19 protein-coding genes are annotated in these 21,612 nt (G+C 65.4%); 7 read left to right on the forward strand and 12 right to left on the reverse strand.

Translation table 11 applies throughout. The annotated features are described in order from the left end of the window. Positions 1–91: 91 nt before the first annotated feature. Positions 92–1,054, forward strand: coding sequence for an NAD(P)H-quinone oxidoreductase (locus NAV27_RS07675; RefSeq protein ID WP_054095122.1), 963 nt, complete (start codon positions 92–94; stop codon positions 1,052–1,054). A 40-nt stretch (positions 1,055–1,094) separates the two neighbouring features. Here the strand turns inward: NAV27_RS07675 and NAV27_RS07680 are convergent, their stop codons facing one another. From NAV27_RS07680 to minC, 5 genes are all read right to left on the reverse strand, one after another. Next, the gene (locus NAV27_RS07680) at positions 1,095–2,384 is read right to left on the reverse strand and encodes a M18 family aminopeptidase (protein WP_102828830.1); all 1,290 of its coding nucleotides are present in this window, start codon (positions 2,382–2,384) and stop codon (positions 1,095–1,097) included. Between the two features lie 86 nt (positions 2,385–2,470). Further along, positions 2,471–3,106: an RluA family pseudouridine synthase gene (locus NAV27_RS07685; RefSeq protein ID WP_102828831.1), complete on the reverse strand. Its 636-nt coding sequence runs from the start codon at positions 3,104–3,106 to the stop codon at positions 2,471–2,473. 61 nt (positions 3,107–3,167) lie between these two features. After that, positions 3,168–3,425: a cell division topological specificity factor MinE gene (gene minE / locus NAV27_RS07690; RefSeq protein WP_003287467.1), complete on the reverse strand. Its 258-nt coding sequence runs from the start codon at positions 3,423–3,425 to the stop codon at positions 3,168–3,170. Beyond that, positions 3,422–4,237: a septum site-determining protein MinD gene (gene minD / locus NAV27_RS07695; protein WP_008570733.1), complete on the reverse strand. Its 816-nt coding sequence runs from the start codon at positions 4,235–4,237 to the stop codon at positions 3,422–3,424. The genes minE and minD overlap by 4 nt, the downstream gene beginning before the upstream one ends. 91 nt (positions 4,238–4,328) lie before the next feature. Further along, positions 4,329–5,054 carry a septum site-determining protein MinC gene (minC, locus tag NAV27_RS07700; protein ID WP_102828832.1) on the reverse strand — a complete coding sequence of 242 codons (726 nt, stop codon included), beginning with the start codon at positions 5,052–5,054 and terminating at the stop codon, positions 4,329–4,331. A 149-nt stretch (positions 5,055–5,203) separates the two neighbouring features. Here minC and NAV27_RS07705 point away from each other — a divergent pair, with 149 nt between their 5' ends. After that, complete coding sequence (locus NAV27_RS07705; RefSeq protein WP_043299282.1) at positions 5,204–6,148, forward strand: lipid A biosynthesis lauroyl acyltransferase; 945 nt, start codon at positions 5,204–5,206, stop codon at positions 6,146–6,148. 9 nt (positions 6,149–6,157) lie between these two features. Here NAV27_RS07705 and NAV27_RS07710 read toward each other — a convergent pair whose 3' ends face one another. Both NAV27_RS07710 and NAV27_RS07715 read right to left on the reverse strand, forming a co-directional pair. Then, positions 6,158–6,913 carry an MlaA family lipoprotein gene (locus NAV27_RS07710; RefSeq protein WP_008570730.1) on the reverse strand — a complete coding sequence of 252 codons (756 nt, stop codon included), beginning with the start codon at positions 6,911–6,913 and terminating at the stop codon, positions 6,158–6,160. Positions 6,914–6,920: 7 nt separating this feature from the next. Beyond that, positions 6,921–8,210: an alpha/beta fold hydrolase gene (locus NAV27_RS07715; protein WP_102828833.1), complete on the reverse strand. Its 1,290-nt coding sequence runs from the start codon at positions 8,208–8,210 to the stop codon at positions 6,921–6,923. A gap of 468 nt (positions 8,211–8,678) precedes the next feature. On the opposite strand from NAV27_RS07715, the gene NAV27_RS07720 reads away from it, so the two are divergent. From NAV27_RS07720 to NAV27_RS07740, 5 genes are all read left to right on the forward strand, one after another. Further along, positions 8,679–8,996, forward strand: a complete 318-nt coding sequence (locus NAV27_RS07720; RefSeq protein ID WP_003287476.1) for a DUF485 domain-containing protein — start codon at positions 8,679–8,681, stop codon at positions 8,994–8,996. Continuing rightward, positions 8,996–10,654 carry a cation acetate symporter gene (locus NAV27_RS07725; protein WP_008570728.1) on the forward strand — a complete coding sequence of 553 codons (1,659 nt, stop codon included), beginning with the start codon at positions 8,996–8,998 and terminating at the stop codon, positions 10,652–10,654. Before NAV27_RS07720 ends, NAV27_RS07725 begins: the two co-directional genes overlap by 1 nt. 205 nt (positions 10,655–10,859) lie before the next feature. Further along, on the forward strand, positions 10,860–11,669 hold the full coding sequence (locus NAV27_RS07730; protein ID WP_008570727.1) for an SDR family oxidoreductase: 810 nt from the start codon (positions 10,860–10,862) through the stop codon (positions 11,667–11,669). Positions 11,670–11,780: 111 nt separating this feature from the next. After that, positions 11,781–12,905 carry an MFS transporter gene (locus NAV27_RS07735; RefSeq protein WP_102828834.1) on the forward strand — a complete coding sequence of 375 codons (1,125 nt, stop codon included), beginning with the start codon at positions 11,781–11,783 and terminating at the stop codon, positions 12,903–12,905. Between the two features lie 136 nt (positions 12,906–13,041). Continuing rightward, on the forward strand, positions 13,042–13,470 hold the full coding sequence (locus NAV27_RS07740) for a hypothetical protein (protein ID WP_043299291.1): 429 nt from the start codon (positions 13,042–13,044) through the stop codon (positions 13,468–13,470). A gap of 5 nt (positions 13,471–13,475) precedes the next feature. Here the strand turns inward: NAV27_RS07740 and NAV27_RS07745 are convergent, their stop codons facing one another. The 5 genes from NAV27_RS07745 to NAV27_RS07765 all read right to left on the reverse strand — a co-directional run bounded on the left by NAV27_RS07745 (position 13,476) and on the right by NAV27_RS07765 (position 21,534). After that, entirely contained in the window at positions 13,476–13,703 is a 228-nt protein-coding gene (locus NAV27_RS07745; protein WP_003287485.1) for a YheU family protein, read from the reverse strand. Between the two features lie 11 nt (positions 13,704–13,714). Further along, entirely contained in the window at positions 13,715–16,483 is a 2,769-nt protein-coding gene (locus NAV27_RS07750) for a hybrid sensor histidine kinase/response regulator (RefSeq protein WP_102828835.1), read from the reverse strand. 194 nt (positions 16,484–16,677) lie between these two features. Beyond that, on the reverse strand, positions 16,678–17,877 hold the full coding sequence (locus NAV27_RS07755; RefSeq protein WP_102828836.1) for an osmoprotectant NAGGN system M42 family peptidase: 1,200 nt from the start codon (positions 17,875–17,877) through the stop codon (positions 16,678–16,680). Between the two features lie 78 nt (positions 17,878–17,955). Further along, positions 17,956–19,698 carry an N-acetylglutaminylglutamine synthetase gene (gene ngg, locus NAV27_RS07760; RefSeq protein ID WP_102828837.1) on the reverse strand — a complete coding sequence of 581 codons (1,743 nt, stop codon included), beginning with the start codon at positions 19,696–19,698 and terminating at the stop codon, positions 17,956–17,958. Positions 19,699–19,761: 63 nt separating this feature from the next. Then, positions 19,762–21,534 (reverse strand): N-acetylglutaminylglutamine amidotransferase, encoded by a 1,773-nt coding sequence (locus NAV27_RS07765; protein WP_102828838.1) that lies wholly within the window; start codon positions 21,532–21,534, stop codon positions 19,762–19,764. Between the last annotated feature and the right edge of the window lie 78 nt (positions 21,535–21,612).

The raw sequence follows: 21,612 nt of genomic DNA on the forward strand, positions 1-21,612 counted from the left end.
CCGGCGGTATGAAGCACGCGCCCGTCGGTATGGCTGGGAGAGACCAGCGAGTAACGGTTGGGCGCAGGATTGGACTCACTATGGAGGCAGCATGAAGGCATTGCAAGGCGTCGAGGGGGAACTGGAGTGGGCGCAGCGACCAGCCCCGGAGTGTGGCGAGGGTGAGGTGCGAATCCGCGTTGCGGCCGCTGGGTTGAACCGTGCCGACCTGCTGCAGCGTGCCGGTCATTATCCGCCGCCAGCGGGCGTGACCGATATTCTCGGTCTGGAGTGTGCCGGGGTGGTCATAGAGGCCGGCGCGGGTAGCCGTTGGCAGGTTGGCGATCGGGTCTGCACCTTGCTGGCTGGTGGCGGTATGGCGGAGGAGGTGGTGGTCGATGCCCGGCATGCGCTGCCGGTGCCGGCGGGACTGTCGCTGCGCGAGGCGGCGGTGATTCCTGAGGTGTATGCCACGGCCTGGCTCAATCTGTATCGGCTGGGTGCGCTGCAACCTGGCGAGAAGGTGCTGCTGCATGCTGGGGCCAGCGGTGTCGGTTCGGCGGCGATCCAGCTGTGCAAGGCATTCGACAACCCCTGCTGGGTCAGCGTGGGATCGGCGGAGCGTCTGGCCTACTGCGAGGCGCTCGGTGCACAAGGCGGCGTGCTGCGTGGAGAGGCGCTGGAGGCGCTGCGCGATTTCGCGCCATTCGACCTGATCCTCGATCCGGTCGGTGCCAAGTACGCTGCACTGAACCTGCAGCTGCTGGGGCTGGACGCGCGCTGGGTGATGATCGGCCTGATGGGCGGACGCAAGGCCGAGCTGGACCTGGCAGGGTTGTTGGCCAAGCGCATCCAGCTGATCGGCTCGACGCTACGCAGCCGCGATGCGGACTACAAGGCCGGGTTGCTCGCCGAGATGGAGGAAAATGTCTGGCCAATGTTCGCCGAGGGTAAATTGTCACCGCGTCTGGAGCAGTGCTTCCCGATCGGCGATGCCGAAGCGGCCTTCGCGGCCCTGGCCAGCAATACCGTCTCCGGCAAGCTGGCACTGGTCATCGACGCCGATCTGCAGTGACCATCGATGCGGGGCGCTGGCCGGCGCACCCGCGTCCGTTTCAGGGCAGCGTGCTGCTCGAATAGAAGGCAGTGAGTACTTTCACCAGGTGCGCCAGATCCTGACTGCCGGCCAGTTCGCGGATCGAATGCATGGCGAAGGTTGGCAGGCCGATATCGACCGTGCGCACGCCGAGCTGACCGGCGGTGATCGGGCCAATGGTCGAGCCGCAGCCGAGATCGCTGCGGGTGACGAAGCTCTGTACCGGCACCTCGTTTTCCACGCATAGATGACGGAAGAAACCGGCGGTTTCGCTGCTGGTGGCGTAGCGCTGGTTGCTGTTGACCTTGATCACCGGGCCGGCGTTGAGCTTCGGTCCGTGGTTGCCATCATGTTTGTCGGCATAGTTGGGGTGCACGGCGTGCGCGTTGTCGGCGGAAATCAGCAGGGAACGATTGATGCAGCGCTGGAAACTCTCATCCTCCGGGAGCACGCGACGCAGCACCTGTTCGAGGAACGGGCCGTCGGCACCGCACATGGAACAGGAGCCGACCTCCTCGTGATCGGTACAGACGAGTAGGCAGGTCTCCTCCGGCGCAGCGTGCAGCAGCGCCTGCAAGCCGGCGAAGCAGGACAGCAGATTGTCAAGGCGGGCGCCGGCGATGAAATCGCCGTTGAGGCCGACCACTGCGGCTGGCTGGGTGTCGTAGAGACTGAGCTCGAAGTCCAGAATCACGTCGGCGATCAGATCGTGCTCGCGGCTCAGCTGTTCGGCCAGCAGCGCACGCAGATCGGGGTTTTCCTCGCCGAGTACCTGGGCGATCAGTGGTGGCAGCTCGTTCTGGGCGTTGATGGCCCAGCCCTGGTTCGCTTCGCGGTTGAGGTGAATGGCCAGGCTGGGGATCACTGCGATGGGCAGCCGGAAGTCGATCAGCTGGCTTTCGATGCGGCCGTCGCGGCTGTAGGTGACGCGGCCGGCGAGCGACAGGTCGCGGTCGAACCAGGGTGCGAGCAGCGCACCGCCGTAGACTTCCACGCCGAGCTGCCAGAAGCCCTGGCGCTGCAGGTCCGGATGCGGCTTGACGCGCAGGCAGGGGCTGTCGGTATGCGCGCCGACCAGGCGCATGCCGTGCTCGACCATCGTTCTGCTGCCGAGCTGGAAGGCAATGAGCGACGAATCGTTGCGCGTGACGTAATAGCGCCCGCCGGGCTGCAGATGCCAGGCGTCGCGTTCCTCGAGCGGAGTGAAGCCGGATGCCTGCAGGCGCTGGGCGAGATTGCGAGTGGCGTGGAACGGCGTGGGCGATGCCTGAAGGAATTCGATCAGGCTCTGGTTAAGTGTTTGCGGCATGACGGGCTCCGGACTTCAATGGCGCGAAGTCTACCGCATCGATCCCGGGCGGTCTGCGCGATTGGCCGGCGCTAGGGGATGCCCGTTCAGAACGGCGCCGCGCAGTCGAAGCGCAGGCGTTCGCCGGTCTGCGGGTGGGTCAGCGTCAGCATGCTGGCATGCAGGCACAGACGCTCATGCGCCTGCAGGGCCTGCTCGTGCGCGTAGAGGCGGTCGCCGAGCAGCGGATGGCCGATGGAGAGCATGTGCACGCGTAGCTGATGCGAGCGACCGGTGATCGGTGTCAGTTCGACGCGGCAGTGATCACCACGGCGCTCGAGGATGCGCCAGAACGTCAGCGCATGTTTGCCCAGCTCGTGATCGACGACGTGCCGTGGCTTGGTCGGCGGGTCGTAGCGCAGTGGTAGGTCGATACTGCCGCTGTCCTGCTCCGGCTGGCCCCAGCACAGCGCCGTGTAGGCTTTTTCGGTTTCGCGATCGTGAAACTGACGAGACAGCTCGCGGTGGCTGTCAGCATCCCGGGCGAGCACGATCAGACCCGAGGTTTCCCAGTCCAGCCGGTGCACGATGCGCGCTTCGGGGTAGCCGTTCTCCTGCAGACGGGTCACCAGGCAATCGCGGTTATCCTCGGCGCGGCCGGGCACCGAGAGCAGCAGGGTAGGCTTGTTGATCACCAGCAGGGCGGCGTCCTGATGGACGATCTCGATGTTGCTTAGCGGCATGTGCTTTTCCACAAACGAAGACGGCGGCCCGAGGCCGCCGTTTCTGAAACAACCGGGTCGCTCAGCGATCCGGCAGGGTGATGTTCAGCTCGAGGATCGAGCAGCTGCCCTGGTCCTCCAGCGCCACCTGGACCTGATCCTGATCGATGTTGACGTACTTGCGGATCACCTCCACCAGCTCCTTCTGCAGTGCAGGCAGGTAGTCCGGCTGGGTGCGCTGGCCGCGTTCATGCGCAACGATGATCTGCAGACGCTCCTTCGCGATGGCGGCGGGCGTTTCCTTCTTCTTGCGCTCGCGAAAGAAATCGAAAAGGTTCATTCGCGGCCTCCAAAGAGTCGCTGCAGGAAGCCGGGCTTCTTCACGTCGAGGAAGCGGTGGGCCACTTCCTTGCCGAGCAGACGGTCTACGGCGTCGCTATAGGCCTGGCCTGCGTCGCTCTGGTCGTCGAGGATCACCGGGATGCCCTGGTTGGAAGCCTTGAGCACCGCCTGGGATTCCGGGATCACGCCGAGCAGGCGGATGGAAAGGATTTCCTCGACGTCTTCGACGCCGAGCATTTCGCCCTTGTTGACGCGCTCGGGGTTGTAGCGAGTCAGCAACAGGTGCTCCTTGATCGGCTCCTGGCCGTTCTCGGCGCGGCGCGATTTGCTGGCCAGCAGGCCGAGCATGCGGTCGGAGTCGCGTACCGACGATACTTCCGGGTTGGTCACGACGATGGCTTCGTCGGCGTAGTACATGGCCAGATGCGCACCCTTTTCGATACCGGCCGGGGAGTCGCAGATCACGTACTCGAAAGTCTTGCTCAGCTCGTCGATCACCTTGCCGACGCCTTCGAGCGTCAGGGCGTCCTTGTCGCGGGTCTGGCTGGCGGCGAGGACGTAGAGGTTCTCCAGGCGCTTGTCCTTGATCAAGGCCTGGCCGAGGGTCGCGTCGCCATTGATGACGTTGACGAAGTCGTAAACCACGCGACGCTCGCAGCCCATGATCAGGTCCAGATTACGCAGGCCGACGTCGAAGTCGACCACGGCGGTCTTGTGCCCGCGCAGAGCGAGGCCGGTTCCGATGGCGGCGCTGGTGGTGGTCTTGCCGACGCCACCTTTGCCGGAAGTGACTACGAGGATCTTGGCCAAGGTGCTTCACCCTAAATGTGAAAAATCGGCCTCGTCGGCCTGAGCGGCGCGGGAAGCCATTTCGGTGCGGAAAAATTCGCGGAAGTATCCGTTAAAGGCGGGTGATGTTCAACACGTCGCCGGCGAGCCGGATCTGCACCGATTCGGCCCACAGCGGCTCGCGGCGCAGGTCTTCGGCCACCTTGTACTGACCGGCGATCGAGATCATCTCGGCGGCCAGTTGCTGGCAGAAAATGCGCGCATTGGCGTCGCCCTTGATGCCCGCCAGCGCGCGCCCGCGCAGCGGACCGTACACATGGATGTTGCCATCGGCGAGAAGTTCCGCGCCGGGGCTGACCGCGGCGAGCACGATCAGGTCGCCGCCCTGGGCATAGACCTGCTGGCCGCCGCGGATCGGCGTGGTCACCACACGCGTCGGGCGATAGACCGGTTCGGCGGGTTTGGCAGGTGTCTTGCTCGCCAGGTCGACCTTGCGCTCGCGTGCGCCGGAGGGCGGCAGCACCGGGATATCGAGCCCCTCGGCAGCGCTGATATAGACCGGCTGGGCGGCACGAACCGCCAGTGTGCGCAGGCCGTGCTTGCGGCATAGCGCGATCAGCGCGGCGAGGTCGACATCCGCACCATCGGCGGGGAGCTTGTCCAGGGCCAGTACCAGCGGTGTGTTGTTGAAGAAGTCTGGTGCCTGCTCGACCTTGGCCGCCAGCTGTTCGTCGAGGGCGTCGAGGTCGTTGCGGACAATCTCCAGCACGGTGATGGCGAGCATGCTGCCCTTGAGCTGGAAGACGGGGGCTTGGGGAGAGGAGTCGGCTTGGCTCATGGTCTGCCTGCGGCGGTAAATGGCGAGGACTTATAGCGGGGTGCGGCGCGGCCTGCAACAGCGAACATGGACTGCCGCCGGGGCCAGCGGCTCGGTTTTGCAGCGTTTTTCCCGATAGAATGCGCGGCTTCACCCGCTTCGAGCTCGCTATGGAACGTCCTCACTTTCGCCCGTACTTCCTGCATCCCCGTTTCTGGCTGCTCTGGCTGGGGCTGGGGTTGCTCTGGCTGCTGGTGCAATTGCCGTATCCGTGGCTGTTGTGTCTGGGGCGTCTGCTTGGCCGGTTGATGTATGCCGTCGCCGGTTCGCGCCGGAAAATCGCGCGGCGCAACCTGGAGCTGTGCTTCCCTGAACTGAGCCAGGAGCAGCGCGAGCGGCTGCTGAAGGAAAACTTCGCTTCCACCGGCATCGCCTTCTTCGAGATGGCCATGAGCTGGTGGTGGCCGCAAGCACGCCTGCAGCGCCTGGCGCATGTCGAGGGGCTGGAACACCTGCAGCGCGCACAGGCGGCGGGGCAGGGCGTGATCCTGATGGCGCTGCATTTCACCACGCTGGAGATCGGTGCCGCGTTGCTGGGCCAGCGCCACACCATCGACGGCATGTACCGCGAGCACAAGAACCCGCTGTTCGATTTCATCCAGCGTCGCGGGCGCGAACGGCACAATCGCGACGCCACCGCCATTGAGCGTGAGGACGTGCGCGCCATGCTCAAGGTGCTGCGCGCCGGCCGCGCCATCTGGTACGCGCCGGATCAGGACTACGGGCGCAAGCAGAGCCTGTTCGTGCCGCTGTTCGGCATCCAGGCGGCAACCGTCACCGCCACTACCAAGTTCGCGCGCCTGGGGCGGGCGCTGGTGGTGCCGTTCACTCAGGAGCGTCTGGCCGACGGCTCGGGCTATCGACTGGTGATTCATCCGCCGCTGGAGAATTTCCCAGGCGAGAATGAAGAGGCCGACTGCCGGCGCATCAATCAATGGGTCGAGGAAGCGGTCGGCGCGCTGCCGGAGCAATACCTCTGGGCGCATCGGCGCTTCAAGACGCGTCCGGAAGGCGAGCCGAGCCTCTACGGTCGGCGTAGAAAGCGGCGCGGCTGATCCTGTGGATCATTCCGCAATCTGCAGATCACGCGCCCGGCTGTAGACGTAGCGCACCTTTTCATACTCGAACGGCGAGTTGAGCTGGCCGTAGCGGAAGTCGGTGCTGTAGCGCATATCCACCACGCGCAGCGCCGTCAGGCCGAACTGCCCGCCGCTGGCCTCGGCGTAGCCGAAATAGTCCACCTGGCGTTCGATGGCGAAGTCGGTGACCAGTCCGGCGCTGTCACGCAGGTTGGACGGACCGAGCGCCGGCAGGATCAGGTACGGGCCGCTGGGGACGCCGTAATGTCCCAGGGTCTGGCCGAAATCCTCCGGCTGGCGAGGCAGCCCCATGCGCGTCGCCGGGTCCCACAGGCCGGCGACGCCGATGATGGTGTTGAACAGGAAGCGCGCCGTCGCGTTCATCGCCCGCTCGCCCTTGAGCTGCAGCACGCTGTTGGCCAGAGTCGGCAGTTCGCCGAGATTGCTGAAGAAGTTGCTCACTCCGGTGCGCACCAGGCGCGGGGTGACGTAAACGTAGCCGCGCACTACCGGCAGCATCACCCACTGGTCCAGCCGGTAGTTGAAGTGGTACATGCGCCGGTTGAACGACTCGAAGGGGTCATAGACGTCCAGCGCCTTGAAGGTTGCGCGCTCGAACTCGCGCTGGTCGAGACCGGGATTGAATTCGAGATCGCGCAGCGGGTAGGTGAAGCCATCCTCGTCGATGTTCGAGGTTTCGCCCCAGGCCGCGGCGCTGGCGAGCAGCAGCGGCAACAACAAAGAAAACCTAGCCACGGAAGAACTCCAGCATCTGCGCGGTGTTGACGCGGTAGTTGAGGTTGCCGCAGTGCCCACCGCGCGGGTACAGCGTCAGCCGCTCGCCGAAGGTGCGCCGCAGAAAGCCGATGTCGCCGGGGCCGAGGATCAGATCATCGGCGTTGTGCATCACGGCAATCTTGTCGGCGCTGCGCAGGTAGTCCTCGAGCGCGTAGAGGCTCACCTGCTCGATCATCTGGGTGAGGCTGCCGCCGTCGTACTGCGCGCGCCACATGGGAATCAGCTGTTCGACGATGTAGCAGTCGAAGTCGCATAGCAGCGCGCGCTTGAGGAACGGTTCCAGGCTGGTGCCTTCGTCGATCGGGTAGTCGGGCGGAGTGATCAGTCCGCGACGGTTGATCAGGTCCGAGGTAAAGGCGATGTCCGCCGCGGAGAAGCGGAACACCGTGCCGATCAGCATCGCCATCTGCTCGTCGCTGAGCCGCAGCGGCGACTGCTGGAAGTCGTAGAGCATGGCTTCGTCGAGGTCGATGTAGCCCTTGTGGCGGTAGTAGCGGGTCAGCTTGTCCAGCACGACCTCGTAGAACGTGGTGTTGTTGTCTATGCCTTCGACCCGGGTTTGCACCAGCTTGTCCAGGTTGCTGATCGAGGTATAGAGGTTGACCGGCGGGTTGAGCAGCAGCACGCGCTTGAAGCCGAAACTCTGTCGCGTCTCGTCGAGCTGGCTGACGAAGGCCGCATGCAGCGCGCCCAGGCTGTAGCCGAGCAGGTGGAACTCGGTCACCGGCAGTTTGCGCTGCTGCGCACGCACGGCCTGCATGACCCGGTAGAGATCCTTGGCGTCGTCCTGGCTCAGGCCCGGTGTCGCATAGCGCGAGGCAGCGGCCATGAAGTCGTAACTGGTGGGCGAGGAGAGCTGCACAACATGGAAGCCGGCGCCGTAGAACAACTGCTTGAGCGCCTCGGTCTTGCCGTTGGCGTAGTGCGCGCCCGTGCCGGAGATGATGAAGATCAGGGGCGCCGGTCCGGCCTGACGTGCGAGCCGGTAGCCCAGGCGTTTGACCGGCCAGAAATTGTCCGGCAGCGTGAATTCGCGCTCCGGGCGCAGGCGCAGGCTGTAGTCGTCCTGATCGATCTCGTCGTCGGCCGGCACCGCCGGGCGCAGTTCGAGCGGGGTCGTGGCGATGGTCGCCTCGAACGGATTGTCCAGCGGAAAGCCATATTCGGCGGCACCGAGGTCGGCGGCCTGCACTGGCAGTACGCAGGCGACCAGCAGGGCGATGAGCGGCAGCAGCGGCATGCGAATTCTCCATAAAGCGACCTGCGCGGCGGCAGTCATGCGGGGTCGAGCCGTGCAGCCCTTCCTGTGCGACGTTCCGGCGTTTCGTCGTCGCCGGTGCGGGCCTGGCTCAGACACGCAGCCCCGCGATTGGTTTGATCTGCGTCGCTCGACATCGTTTCGCCGGTAGCAGCAGAACGGCGCCACCGGGCCTTTTTCGGCGCATCGCAGCTACCTAGAACGTATACGCCTTTAGGCGACATGGCGTGCCGAAGAATGATTTTGGTCATGTTAAGCAAGTGCCGTTCCGGAACGCTGTGAGCCCCGCGAAATAAGGCCTGCAGGATGTTTCAAGATGTTTGGCTGGCTCTAGATCGCTGCTTTGCGCCGCTCGAAGTCAGACCAAAGTCGGGTGGAATTCAGCCGATCCGGCCCTAAAGTAGCCACCCTGTCCTCATTGGGGGGCAAATGATCGTGGAGACAGTTGCAATGCACAATAACGACAATGCTTACCAGCAGATCTATAACAACCCCCGCTTTCAGGAGCTGGTCGCCAAGCGTGGCCGTTTTGCCTGGATGCTTTCGATCATCATGCTGGCAGCCTATTTTGCCTTCATTCTGGTGATCGCTTTCGAACCCCATCTGCTGGGCGTCAAGCTCAGTGCGCAAACCGTTACCACCTGGGGAATTCCTGCCGGCCTGGGCCTGATCTTCCTGGCCATCGGCCTGACGGGAGTCTACGTGCAGCGCGCCAACGGCGAGTTCGACCGTATCAACCAGGAAATCCTCAACGAGGCCCAAAAATAATGATCGCTCGTTTGCTGTCTGCTGCCGCACTACTGGCAGCCTCCCCGATGCTGCTGGCGGGAGAAGCCCTTACCGGCGAAGTCCAGAAGCAGGCGACCAACTGGACCGCCATCATCATGTTCGTGGTGTTCATCGCCTTCACGATGGGTATCACCAAGTGGGCGGCCAAGCGCAACACCTCCACGTCCGATTACTACACCGCCGGCGGCAGCATCACCGGCTTCCAGAACGGCTTGGCGATTGCCGGTGACTACATGTCCGCGGCGTCGTTCCTGGGTATTTCCGCTCTGGTGTTCACCAGTGGCTATGACGGCCTGATCTACTCCATTGGCTTCCTGGTCGGCTGGCCGCTGATCCTGTTCCTGATGGCCGAGCGCCTGCGCAACCTGGGCAAGTTCACCTTCTCCGACGTTGCTTCGTACCGTCTGGGCCAGACACAGATCCGCATTCTTTCGGCGCTGGGCTCGTTGACCGTGGTGGCCTTCTATCTGATCGCGCAGATGGTCGGTGCCGGCAAGCTGATCCAGCTGCTGTTCGGCCTGGACTACTACGTCGCCGTGATCATGGTCGGTGTGCTGATGGTCTGCTACGTGCTGTTTGGCGGCATGCTGGCGACCACCTGGGTACAGATCATCAAGGCGGTGCTGCTGCTTTCGGGCGCCAGCTTCATGGCCATCATGGTAATGAAGCACGTGGGCTTCGACTTCGGCACCCTGTTCTCCGAAGCCGTGAAGATCCACACCAAGGGCGAAGCCATCATGAGCCCGGGCGGTTTGGTAACCGATCCGGTTTCGGCGATCTCCCTGGGCCTGGCGCTGATGTTCGGTACCGCTGGCCTGCCGCACATCCTGATGCGCTTCTTCACCGTCTCCGACGCCAAGGAAGCCCGCAAGAGCGTGTTCTACGCCACCGGCTTCATCGGCTACTTCTACATCCTGACCTTCATCATCGGTTTCGGCGCGATCCTGCTGGTCAGCACCAACCCGGAATACAAGGACGCCACTGGCGCCATCATCGGCGGCACCAACATGGTGGCCGTGCACCTGGCCAACGCGGTCGGCGGTAACCTGTTCCTCGGCTTCATCTCCGCTGTGGCCTTCGCCACCATCCTGGCGGTGGTTGCCGGCCTGACCCTGGCAGGTGCTTCGGCCGTGTCTCACGACCTGTACGCCTGCGTGATCAAGAAGGGCAAGGCCAAGGAAGAGGACGAGATGAAGGTGACCAAGCGCACCACCCTGGCTCTGGGTGTGGTCGCGATCATCCTCGGTATCGCCTTCGAGAAGCAGAACATCGCCTTCATGGTGGGTCTGGCGTTCTCCATCGCTGCCAGCTGCAACTTCCCGGTGCTGTTCCTCTCCATGTACTGGAAGAACCTGACCACTCGCGGCGCGCTGATCGGTGGTGCGATGGGTCTGTTCACCGCGCTGGTGCTGACCATCCTCAGCCCGACTGTGTGGGTGCAGGTACTGGGCAACGCCGAGGCGATCTTCCCGTACTCCTACCCGGCGCTGTTCTCGGTAGCTGTCGCCTTCGCCGGTATCTGGTTCTTCTCGATCACCGACAAGTCGAAGATGGCCAGCGACGAGCGTGCGCGCTTCTTCCCGCAGTTCGTGCGTTCGCAGACCGGTCTGGGTGCAACGGGTGCCGTTGCTCACTGACAATCGTCCGTGATGTAAAAAAAGGCAGCCTTCGGGCTGCCTTTTTCATGCCCGCCGGAAATTGGCCCGGATGTTCTCTTCGCACGCCGCGCCAGCGATCCGCATGACGGTTTGCCCAGGTCATTCAGCGCCCTGATGGATGCCGGGCGGCCGGATGCCTTTCGCTAGACTCGCTGCCATTGAACCGGACAACGAGGGCTGCACGATGAATCAGAACCGCATGATGGTTACCGGAGCGGGCTCCGGGCTGGGCCGCGAGATCGCCCTGCGCTGGGCGCGCGACGGCTGGCGCCTGGCGCTTTCCGACGTCAACGAGGCGGGGCTGGCGCAGACCCTGGAAATGGTTCGCGCCGCTGGCGGCGATGGCTTCGTCCAGCGTTGCGATGTGCGCGACTACAGCCAGCTGATCGCCTTCGCCCAGGCCTGCGAAGACAAGCTCGGCGGCATCGACATCGTGGTGAACAACGCCGGCGTGGCGTCGGGAGGCTTCTTCAGCGAGTTGTCGCTGGAAGATTGGGACTGGCAGATCGCGATCAACCTGATGGGCGTGGTCAAGGGTTGCAAGGCGTTCCTGCCGCTCCTGCAGAAGAGCCGCGGCAAGCTCATCAATATCGCCTCGATGGCCGCGCTCATGCAGGCGCCGGGCATGAGCAATTACAACGTCGCCAAGGCCGGTGTGGTGGCGCTGTCGGAAAGTTTGCTGGTGGAACTGCGTCAGCAGGAGATCGGCGTACACGTGGTGTGCCCGTCGTTCTTCCAGACCAATCTGCTGGACTCCTATCGCGGCCCGACGCCGCACATGAAGGCGCAGATCGGCAAGCTGCTGGAAGCCTCGCCGATCACCGCGGCGGATATCGCCGACTACATCCATCAGCGGGTGGCCGCAGGCGAATTCATGATTCTGCCGCACGAGGAAGGGCGTATCGCCTGGCGGATCAAGCAGCAGAATCCGCAGGCGATCTACGACGAAATGGCCGCCTTGGCCGAGAAGAAGCGCAGCAAGGTCGGAAGCTGACCGATCGGTTCAATAGGCTTGTCGTCGCCCGGGGCTGGGAGTAGGGTTGCCTCCCCGGCGCCTGCCATGACTGTTGGATTCGCTGTGAACAGACCCTCCCGCTGGGTGCTGATGGCCGCGCTGCTGCTGGCGGCCGTCAACCTGCGCCCTGGTATCACCTCCTTCGCGCCCCTGATCGAACAGATCGCCATCGAACTCGGCCTCAGCCGCAGCACCATCAGCCTGACCACCGCGCTGCCGGTGCTGCTGATGGGCTTGCTGGCGCCGCTGGCGCCACGACTGGCGCTGCGCTTTGGCCTGGAGCGCAGCATCGGCCTGTGCCTCGGGTTGATCGCGGTAGCCTTGCTGCTACGCCTGTTCGGCGAGCAGGCCTCGCTGCTGATTCTCACCGCCGCGCTGGTCGGCGCCGGCATCGCGGTGGCGGGGCCGCTGCTGTCGGGCTTCATCAAGCGCTACTTCCTCGAACGGATCGGCCAGGCTGCCGCCTGGTATTCGCTGGCCATGGCCGTGGGTGGCACGCTGGGTGCGGTGGTCACCGCGCCGGCGAGCGAGCTGTTCGGTCAGCAGTGGACCTGGGGCCTGGCGCTGTGGGCCTTGCCGGCATTCGCCGCGCTGGCGCTGTGGTGGCGCCTGCCGAACCAGCCGGATGCGGTACCAGAGCAGCGTGCCGGGCTGCCCTGGCGCGTGCCGCGGGCTTGGTTGATCAGCCTGTACTTCGCGCTGCAGGCGGGACTGTTCTACGCGCTGGCGACCTGGCTGGTGGCGCGCTATCACGAAGTGGGCTTCAGCATGTTGCACAGCAACGGCTTCTTCAGCGCGTTCATGATGATCGGCTTGCCGAGCTCCTTTATCGCGCCCTGGCTGGCGCAGCGCTTTGGTCAGCGGCACCTGCTGATGTGTGGCTCGGGCGTGCTGGCGACGCTCTGCCTGAGTGCCATCGCGCTGGTGCCGCAGTGGCAGCCGCTGCTGGTCTGCATGCTGCTGGGCGTGGTGCTCAATGCGAGCTTCTCGCTGGCGCTGGTGCTGCCCATGTATGAAGCGAGCACGCCGCTGGCGGTCAGCCGACTGACGGCGATGATGCTCTGCACCGGCTACAGTCTGGCCTGCCTGACCCCGGTGCTGGCCGGGCTGGGACGCGATCTGTCCGGTGACTATCGTCTGCCGTTCCTGGTGCTGGCGGGCATGGCGGCCATCATGGCGGTGCTGGCCACGCGGCTCAAGCCGCGCCAGTCCTAGCAGGCGGCTCGCGCGGGCTGCGTCTGGCGTGGGCGTTGTGGCACGGTTCGAACTCGCGACACGACGCGGATGACCGTCCCGCCACGCTGTGCTAGAAAGCTCGCCTTTTCCTGGCCTGCCGCACCGGAGTAACCGCGTGGAGTCCGAATCCATCGTCTATGGCTGCATCCGTGACTGGCCTTCGGCCGACCCGGAGCAATGCCTGCGCCGCCGTGTCAGCAACCGCAAGGTGCTGCGCGCACTGCCGCACGGCGAAGCCTGGCCGTTCATTGGTCGTGAGATGTTCTCCTACTGCAGCGAGGCGGAGCAGGGCCTGTATCAGACCCAGGTGATTCACTTCGGCGCCAGCTACCGCGCCGTGGAGTACGAGTGGGCGCTGTGGGTCGAGCACTTCGAGGCACTGCTCCGGCAGCTTTACTGGAGCAGCGCCGTGGTGCACCTGGAGACCGAGCTCGCCGGCGCGCACACCTTCCGCTGGGAAACCGAGACCGGCAGCCATAACCCGCAGCAGAGCGAACTGCGCCTGCGCTGTGCGTGGGAGCGCGAAAGCTCGCTATTCAGCTGAGCGGCTCATTCGAGCCATTCCCGCGGGACCTCATGGCGCAGCGCCAGCTGGCATTGCTGGCTGTCGGCGTCGAACACGATCACCGCCTCGCCCTTGTCCAGCGCGCGTCGCACGCGGGCGACACGGGTTTCCAGCGGCGTCTCGTCACCGTTGTCGGTGCCGTCGCGGGTGACGAAATCCTCGATCAGGCGGGTGAGGGTGTCTGCTTCGAGCAGGTCGTGGGGAATCAGCATCGCGGATCCGATCAGCGGGGGCGGTGCGGGGATTCTACCGGTGGGCTCGCGGCATCGTGCAGGTAATCGTCCAGGCAGGCGTAGAGTTGCTGGCTTTCCAGCGGCTTGCCGATGAAATCGTTCATGCCGGCAGCAAGGCCGCGCTGGCGATGCTCGGCCAGCACATGGGCGGTGACGGCGATGATCGGCACCGCCGGCCATTGCCGTTCGGCTTCCAGCGCGCGGATCTGCCGGCTGGCCTCGTAGCCGTCGACCTCGGGCATCTCGCAATCCATCAGGATCAGGCGCACCGACCCCGGATCGCGCCGATACAGCTCCACGGCCTGGCGCCCGTTATCGGCCAGCCGCACCGTGTAGCCACGCTTTTGCAGCATGCCGCGGACGACCATCTGGTTCACCGGATTGTCTTCTGCAACCAGAATGCACGGCGGGTTGTCGACGATCTCGTCCGGCGCTGGTGCAGCCGGCGTCGGCAGATTGTCCGCGTAGAGCATCTGCAGCGCCTCACGCAACGGCGCGCTCTGCAGCGGCAGCGACAGGCTGGCCATGCGCAGCCCCGCAATGGGCTGCGGCTGTTCCAGTATCGGTGGATAGAGCAGCAGGATCCGCTGGTTCGCCTCCAGATGCGCCGCGAGCTGTTCCAGCCACTGGTCCGGCGTGCCCGGCCACGGCGCCTGCAGCACCAGCAGCGGCGGGGCGCTGTAGTCGCTCAGATAGTCGAGCAGCCGTTCCGGCTCCAGGCAGCGCTCGGTGCGCATGCCCCAGCGTTGCAGCAACTGGCTCAGCGCATCGACGCCGTTGCCGTCGAGCGAAGCCAGCAGCGCCGGGCGACCGGCCAGCAAGGCGATCATCGGATCGTCGTCCTGTGCGCTGACATGCAGCGGAATCTCGAAGCTGAAGCGGCTGCCTTCGCCCGGTGTGCTCTGCACTTCGATGCGCCCGCGCATCATCTCCACCAGCTCCTTGCTGATCGCCAGGCCCAGGCCGCTGCCGCCGTAGCGGCGGCTGGTGCTGGAATCGCCCTGGGAAAACGACTCGAACAGCGTGGCGAGCACCTCGGCGCGCATGCCGATGCCGCTGTCGCTGACGCAGAAGCGCAGGTACGGCGTGCCGTCCGTCTCATGGGTACAGGACACTTCCAGGCGCACGTAGCCCTGCTCGGTGAATTTCAGCGCGTTGCTCAGCAGGTTCATGAGGATCTGCTTGAGGCGGGTCGGGTCGCCGCGGACCCGGCGCGGTACATGCGGCTCCAGGCCGACGTGCAGGCTCAGCTGCTTGTCCAGCGCCTGCGCCGTGAGCAGGCTGATGGATTCGGAAATCAGCGTTTCCAGGTCGAACTCGATGTCTTCCAGGCTGAGCTTGCCCGAACCGATGCGGGCATAGTCGAGGATGTCGTTGATCACCGTCATCAGCGAATGGCCGGAGCTGGTGATGGTGTCCAGGTAGAAGCGCTGGCTGCGGTCCAGCGGGGTTTCGCGCAGCAGCTGCAGCATGCCCAGCACCCCGTTGAGCGGGGTGCGGATCTCGTGGCTCATCTTGGCGAGGAAGCGGCTCTTGGCCTCGTTCTCGCTGTGGGCCTGCTCGGCGGCCTGGCGCGAACGGAAGCCCTCTTCCTTGAGGCGGTTGATGCGGTCGGCCAGGCCCAGCGAGAGGGTGATCAGCTCGAACGTCACCGCGGCCTTGACCACCGAGGCGCCGTACAGCCCGAGCACCTCGAAACCCAGCGATCCGGTGGTCACAATGATGAACGAGGCGAGCAGCACGCCCCAGGCGATGGTGTAGTACAGCCCGTAGCGCACACCGTTACGCCAGACGAAGGCGCCGGTGGCGAGCAGGCCGATCGAGGTGACGATCACCACCACGCTGGCCAGGATGCTCCAGACATGCAGGCTCAGCAGCACCCCGGAAGCCAGGCTGGCGAAGGCCGCCAGCAGCGCCACGCGCAGGCCGCGGTCCAGGTGCGGGAAGTGCTCGCGGGTATGCAGGAAATGCCGGCTGAACTGGATCGCCACCAGGCAGTGGCTGTACATCAGCAGGTAGATGCCGAAAGTCGAGATGGTGCTGTTGTCCGGCAGCCATTTGATCAGCAGACCGTCGAACGCCAGCGCGAACAGGCCGACGTTGAGGTTGTAGATCAGGTACCAGAAGTAGGCCGGCTCGCGCAGCGAGACGAACAGGAACAGGTTGTAGCAGAACATGGCGAACAGCACGCCGTAGAACGCGCCGCTCATGCCGAGCAGTTCTTCCTGGGCTGCGGCGCTGGCGGTATAGCTGCTGAAATACAGCGGCACGTACAGGGTGCTGCTGGTCTTCAGGCGCAACAGCAGGGTGGTGTTGCCGGCGGGCAATTCGACCGGGAACCAGAAGTCGGCGATCTTCACCGGGCGTTGGGTGAACGGGTAATGGTCGCCGGACAACTGCCGGCTGAGGCTGCCGTCCGGGTACTGCAGGTACAGCTCGATATGGTCCAGCAGCGGGTAGTTGATCTCGATGAAGCCGCCGAGCGCGCCGGCCAGGCGATTGTCCAGCTGCACCCGCAGCCACCAGGTCGAATCGTTCTTGCCTTGGTTGACGTGGCGGCCGGTCAGATGCTGGAAGCTCTCCGTCGGCAGCGCGAGCACCTGCTCGACACTCAGTTCGCCATGCGGGTCCTCGAGGAAATAGGTGTGCTCCCCGAGTGCCTGGCGCGAGTCGGCGGAATCCAGCAATGCGGGCACGAACGCCCACGCCAGTGGCGAAAGACAGTACAGCAGGATCGCCAGGCAGAAACGCGGCAACATGGTCGGATTCCGGGAACGTGCAGCAGGAAAATGCTGGAAGGCGGCCAACGGAATGGGGGACTGCCGAACTGCCCCAGGCCCTGGCTCGGGCCTTCCATCATGCCGCGCGATTGCGGCGCTATCTTTGCCCAGGTGCCGCGTCGCGGCAACCCCGGCGGCACGGAAGCCGGTAGCCGGTCACGCACCGTCGTCGTTTATTGTCGGTGATCGTCGGCGTCACGGCCGACCAGCGAGTCCACCGCCGGCACGCGGGTGTCGTTCTCCATCTGTGCGTCGTGCTCCAGCTGGTGGCTGAAACGCTCCAGCGAATCCTGCGCGTGCTGGGCGTCGCTGGCGAACACCGGTGGGCTGAGCATGTAGCTGCACAGCAGTCGGCTCAGCGCGCTGAGGCTGTCGATATGGGTGCGTTCGTAGCCATGGGTGGCATCGCAACCGAATGCCAGCAGGGCGGTGCGGATATCGTGGCCGGCCTCGATCGCCGACTGCGCGTCGCTGTGGTAGTAGCGGAACAGGTCACGGCGGACCGGTATGTCCTGCTCACCGGCCAGGCGGAGCAGGTGACGCGACAGATGGAAGTCGTAGGGGCCGCCAGAATCCTGCATGGCCACGGTGACCGCGTGCTCGCTGGATTCCTGGCCCTTGGCCGCCGGCGCGATGTCGATGCCGACGAATTCGCTTACATCCCAGGGCAGCGCACCGGCGGCGCCGGAGCCGGTTTCCTCGGTGATGGTGAACAGCGGATGGCAGTCGATCGGCGGCTCCTGGCCGCTCTCGACGATGGCCTTGAGCGCGGCGAGCAGGGCGGCGACGCCGGCCTTGTCGTCCAAGTGACGGGCACTGATATAGCCGCTCTCGGTGAATTCGGGCATCGGGTCGAAGGCGACGAAATCGCCGATGTTGACCCCCAGCGCGCAGGTTTCGGCGCGGCTGTAGGTGTAGGCATCCAGGCGCAGCTCGACGTGGTCCCAGCTCACCGGTGCCTCATCCACCGCCGTGTTGAAGGCATGCCCGGACGCCAGCAATGGCAGCACGCTGCCGCGGATCACGCCGGTGTCGGTGAACACGCTGACGCGGCTGCCTTCGGCGAAGCGGCTCGACCAGCAGCCCACCGGGGCCAGACCGAGGCGTCCGCTGGGCTGGATCTCGCGGACAATCGCGCCGATGGTGTCGAGGTGCGCCGCCACCGCGCGGTCCGGGCTGTCGCGGCGACCCTTGAGCGTCGCGCGGATGGTGCCGCGGCGCGTCAGCTCGAAGGGAACGCTAAGCTCCTGCAGGCGTTCGGCGACGTAGCGCACGATGGTGTCGGTGAAGCCGGTGGGGCTGGGGATGGCGAGCATTTCCAGCAGCACGCGTTGCAGATAGTTGAGATCGGGTTCGGGTGTTCTTGCAGTCATTGAATGCTCCCGTCGGGACCGCAGGCGGCCGGATGAATGCCGGCCTCCGCACGCGAGGCGTGCGGGCCGGCGCGGGACTCAGGCGTTGTTCTGGCTGAGTGGGAAGAGCAGGTCGATGAAACGCTCGGCGGTCGGTTGCGGCTGGTGGTTGGCCAGACCGACGCGCTCGTTGGCTTCGATGAACACGTAGTCGGGCTGGTCCACGGCGGGCACCAGCAGATCGAGCCCGACCACCGGAATGTCCAGTGCGCGTGCGGCGCGCACGGCCGCCTCGATCAGCTCAGGATGCAGCAGGGCGGTGACGTCTTCCAGCGTGCCTCCGGTGTGCAGGTTGGCGGTGCGGCGCACGGCCAGGCGCTGGCCCTGCTCGAGCACGCTGTCCAGGTCGAACCCGGCGTCGCGCAGGCAGCGGCGGGTTTCCTCGTCCAGCGGGATACGGCTTTCGCCGCCGGTCGCGGCTTGGCGCCGGCGACTCTGCGCTTCGATCAGCGCGCCGATGCTGTTGCGCCCGTCACCGATGACCTCGGCGGGCCGGCGAATCGCCGCCGCCACCACTTCGTAGCCGATCACGACGATGCGCAGGTCCTGGCCGGGATGGTAGCTCTCCAGCAGCACGCGGCTGTCGAACTGGCGCGCGAGGCGGATGGCCTCCTCCATTTCCGCGACGCTGCGCAGATCGACGGCGACGCCCTGGCCCTGCTCGCCGTCCACCGGTTTGACCACCACGCTGCCGTGCTCGGCGAGAAACGCCGCATTGTCGGCAGCGCTGCCGGCCAGCTGCTGCGCCGGCAGGTGGATGCCGGCGCGGGCGAGCGTGCGGTGGGTCAGCGTCTTGTCCTGGCAGAGGGTCATGCTCACCGCCGAGGTCAGGTCCGACAGCGACTCGCGACAGCGTACCCGCCGGCCGCCCTGGGTGAGGGTGAACAACCCGGCCTCGGCGTCGTCGATGGCGATCTCGATGCCGCGCCGGCGCGCCTCGTCGACGATGATGCGCGCATACGGATTGAGCGTCGCTTCCGGGCCGGGGCCGAGAAACAGCGGCTGGTTGAAACTGTTCTTGCGCTTGACGGTGAAGGTCTGCAGGTCACGAAAGCCGAGCTTGGCGTACAGCGCCTTGGCCTGCTGGTTGTCGTGCAGCACCGACAGATCGAGATAGGCCAGCCCGCGGCCCATGAAATGCTCGATCAGGTGCCGCACCAGCACCTCGCCGACGCCAGGGCGCGGGCAGCTGGGCGATACCGCCAGGCACCAGAGGCTCGAGCCGTGCTCGGGATCGTTGAACGCCTTGTGGTGATCGATGCCCATCACGCTGCCGATGACCTGCCCGGAACTCTCGTCCTCGGCGATCCAGTACACCGGGCCGCCTTCCTCGCGCGGGGTGCAGCGTTCCGGGTCGACCGGCATCATGCCGCGCGACTGGTAGAGGCCATTGATCGCCTGCCAGTCGGCGGCGCTCTGCGCGCGGCGTACGCCGAAGCCGCGCACGCCCTTGCGCGCCGGGCGGTAATCGGTGAACCAGATGCGCAGCGTGTCGGAGGGATCGAGAAACAGCTGTTGCGGCGCGTGTGCCAGCACCTGGTGCGGTGCGGCGACATACAGGGCGATGTCACGCTCGCCGGCCTGTTCGTTGAGCAGGTCGGCAGCGAGTTCCGCCGGATCGGAGTAGGTGTGGCCGATCAGGATGCGGCCCCAGCCGCAGTTCAGCGTGACCGGTCCGCAGGGTTCGACCTGGCCGTCTTCGGCGAACCGCGCCTGCAGGCGCTGGTAGGTGGGTGCTTGCCCGCGCAACAGGCGCTGACCATAGGCTTGAGACTTCTGCATGGTGCTTTTCCTTGAGGCGTGGCCCACGTCGGCAGCTGGCGTTGCCGCCGCGCGTGCGCATTCTTAGAGGCCTTGCTCACTCAACCAAAGGTTGACCGCCGCGAGCTGCCAGAGTTTTGAGCCGCGCAGCGGCGTCAGCTGGCCATGCGGATCGGCGAGCAGCCGCTCGATGGCCTCGGGGCGGTACAGCCCGCGATCCTGGCTGGGGTCGAGCAGCAGTTCGCGGACCCAGTTGAGGGTTTCGCCCTGCAGATGCTTGAGCCCGGGCACCGGGAAGTAGCCCTTGGGGCGGTCGATCACCGCCGCCGGGATCACCTGGCGTGCGGCCTCCTTGAGCACATGCTTGCCGCCGTCGGGCAGCTTGAAGCGCGCCGGAATGCGCGCCGACAGCTCGGCGACGCGGTAGTCGAGAAACGGCGTGCGTGCTTCCAGGCCCCAGGCCATGGTCATGTTGTCCACCCGCTTGACCGGGTCGTCGACCAGCATGACCGTGCTGTCGATACGCAGCGCCTTGTCCACCGCGGCTTCGGCGCCGGGCTCGGCGAAATGGCGGCGAACGAACTCGCCGGAGAAATCGCCCTGATGCCACTGGTCCTGCATCAGCGCGCGGTACTCGTCGTAGTCGCGATCACGAAAGGCGCGCAGGTAGGCCGCCAGCGGATCGCTGGCGCCATCCACCTGCGGATACCAGTGGTAGCCGGCGAATAGCTCGTCCGCGCCCTGGCCGCTTTGCACCACCTTGCAGTGCTTGGCGACCTCGCGCGAAAGCAGATAGAAGGCGATGCAGTCATGGCTGACCATCGGCTCGCTCATGGCCTGGAAGGCCGCCGGCAGCTGTTCGAGTATCTCCCGTTCCTGGATGCGCAGCTGATGGTGGCGGGTGCCGTAGTGCTCTGCGACCAGATCGGAATACTTGAATTCATCGCCGCGCTCGCCGCCGGCATCTTCGAAGCCGATGGAGAAGGTCAGCAGGTTGTCGGCGACACCTGCCTCGCGTAGCAGGCCGACCAGCAGGCTGGAATCGACGCCGCCGGACAGCAGCACGCCGACATCCACCGCGGCGCGCTGCCGGATCGCCACCGCTTCGCGCAGGCTGTCGAGGGTGCGGCTTTGCCAGTCCTCGAAGCTGTAGTGCTGCTCGTCCTCGCGGGCGCCGTACTCCAGCGTCCACCAGCGCTGGGTGGTGGTCGTGCCGTCGACGCCGACGCGCATCCAGCTGGCCGGCGGCAGTTTCTCGATGCCGGCGATCAGCGTGTCCGGCGCCGGCACCACCGCGTGGAAGCTCATGTAGTGATTGAGCGCCACCGGATTGAGCTGGCCGGCAATGTCGCCGCCCTTGAGCAGGGCCGGCAGCGTCGAGGCGAAGCGCAGGCGTTGCCCGGTGCGCGACAGGTACAGCGGTTTCACGCCGAGGCGGTCGCGGGCGATGAACAGCTGTCCGCTGTCACGCTCCCAGATGGCGAAGGCGAACATGCCGTTCAGGCGCGGCAGCAGCGCCTCGCCCCAGGCGTGGAAACCCTTGAGCAGGACCTCGGTGTCGCCTTCTGAAAAGAAGCGGTAGCCCAGCGCTTCCAGCTCGGCGCGCAGTTCCGGGTAGTTGTAGATGGCGCCGTTGAAGACCATCGCCAGGCCGAGCTGCGGATCGATCATCGGCTGGCCGGAGGCCTCGCACAGATCCATGATCTTCAGCCGGCGATGGCCGAGGGCCAGCGGGCCCTGGCTATGGAAGCCGCACGCGTCGGGGCCGCGCGCGGTGAGGTGTTGGGTGATGCGTTCAACCGCGGCCAGATCGGCCGGTTGGTTGTCGAAACGAAATTCTCCAGCTATGCCACACATAGTTCCTTCCCGGTTGGTGCCGTTGGGGAGTGTGACTGACGGGTTTCCGCCGAAGTTCAGCTTTTCTGCCCGCGCGCC

Source organism: Stutzerimonas degradans (assembly GCF_024448505.1).
In the GTDB taxonomy this organism is placed as follows: Bacteria; Pseudomonadota; Gammaproteobacteria; order Pseudomonadales; family Pseudomonadaceae; genus Stutzerimonas; species Stutzerimonas degradans.

What these genes read in the sequence shown, in the direction of transcription:
- NAV27_RS07725 (WP_008570728.1), top strand. Translation starts at nt 8,996, where the DNA reads ATGATCGCTCGTTTGCTGTCTGCTGCCGCACTACTGGCAGCCTCCCCG.
- NAV27_RS07735 (WP_102828834.1), top strand. Translation starts at nt 11,781, where the DNA reads ATGGCCGCGCTGCTGCTGGCGGCCGTCAACCTGCGCCCTGGTATCACC.
- NAV27_RS07680 (WP_102828830.1), bottom strand. Translation starts at nt 2,384, where the DNA reads ATGCCGCAAACACTTAACCAGAGCCTGATCGAATTCCTTCAGGCATCG.
- minE (WP_003287467.1), bottom strand. Translation starts at nt 3,425, where the DNA reads ATGAACCTTTTCGATTTCTTTCGCGAGCGCAAGAAGAAGGAAACGCCC.
- minC (WP_102828832.1), bottom strand. Translation starts at nt 5,054, where the DNA reads ATGAGCCAAGCCGACTCCTCTCCCCAAGCCCCCGTCTTCCAGCTCAAG.
- NAV27_RS07720 (WP_003287476.1), top strand. Translation starts at nt 8,679, where the DNA reads ATGCACAATAACGACAATGCTTACCAGCAGATCTATAACAACCCCCGC.
- NAV27_RS07685 (WP_102828831.1), bottom strand. Translation starts at nt 3,106, where the DNA reads ATGCCGCTAAGCAACATCGAGATCGTCCATCAGGACGCCGCCCTGCTG.
- ngg (WP_102828837.1), bottom strand. Translation starts at nt 19,698, where the DNA reads ATGCAGAAGTCTCAAGCCTATGGTCAGCGCCTGTTGCGCGGGCAAGCA.
- NAV27_RS07730 (WP_008570727.1), top strand. Translation starts at nt 10,860, where the DNA reads ATGAATCAGAACCGCATGATGGTTACCGGAGCGGGCTCCGGGCTGGGC.
- NAV27_RS07750 (WP_102828835.1), bottom strand. Translation starts at nt 16,483, where the DNA reads ATGTTGCCGCGTTTCTGCCTGGCGATCCTGCTGTACTGTCTTTCGCCA.
- NAV27_RS07715 (WP_102828833.1), bottom strand. Translation starts at nt 8,210, where the DNA reads ATGCCGCTGCTGCCGCTCATCGCCCTGCTGGTCGCCTGCGTACTGCCA.
- NAV27_RS07675 (WP_054095122.1), top strand. Translation starts at nt 92, where the DNA reads ATGAAGGCATTGCAAGGCGTCGAGGGGGAACTGGAGTGGGCGCAGCGA.
- NAV27_RS07745 (WP_003287485.1), bottom strand. Translation starts at nt 13,703, where the DNA reads ATGCTGATTCCCCACGACCTGCTCGAAGCAGACACCCTCACCCGCCTG.
- NAV27_RS07755 (WP_102828836.1), bottom strand. Translation starts at nt 17,877, where the DNA reads ATGACTGCAAGAACACCCGAACCCGATCTCAACTATCTGCAACGCGTG.
- NAV27_RS07765 (WP_102828838.1), bottom strand. Translation starts at nt 21,534, where the DNA reads ATGTGTGGCATAGCTGGAGAATTTCGTTTCGACAACCAACCGGCCGAT.
- NAV27_RS07705 (WP_043299282.1), top strand. Translation starts at nt 5,204, where the DNA reads ATGGAACGTCCTCACTTTCGCCCGTACTTCCTGCATCCCCGTTTCTGG.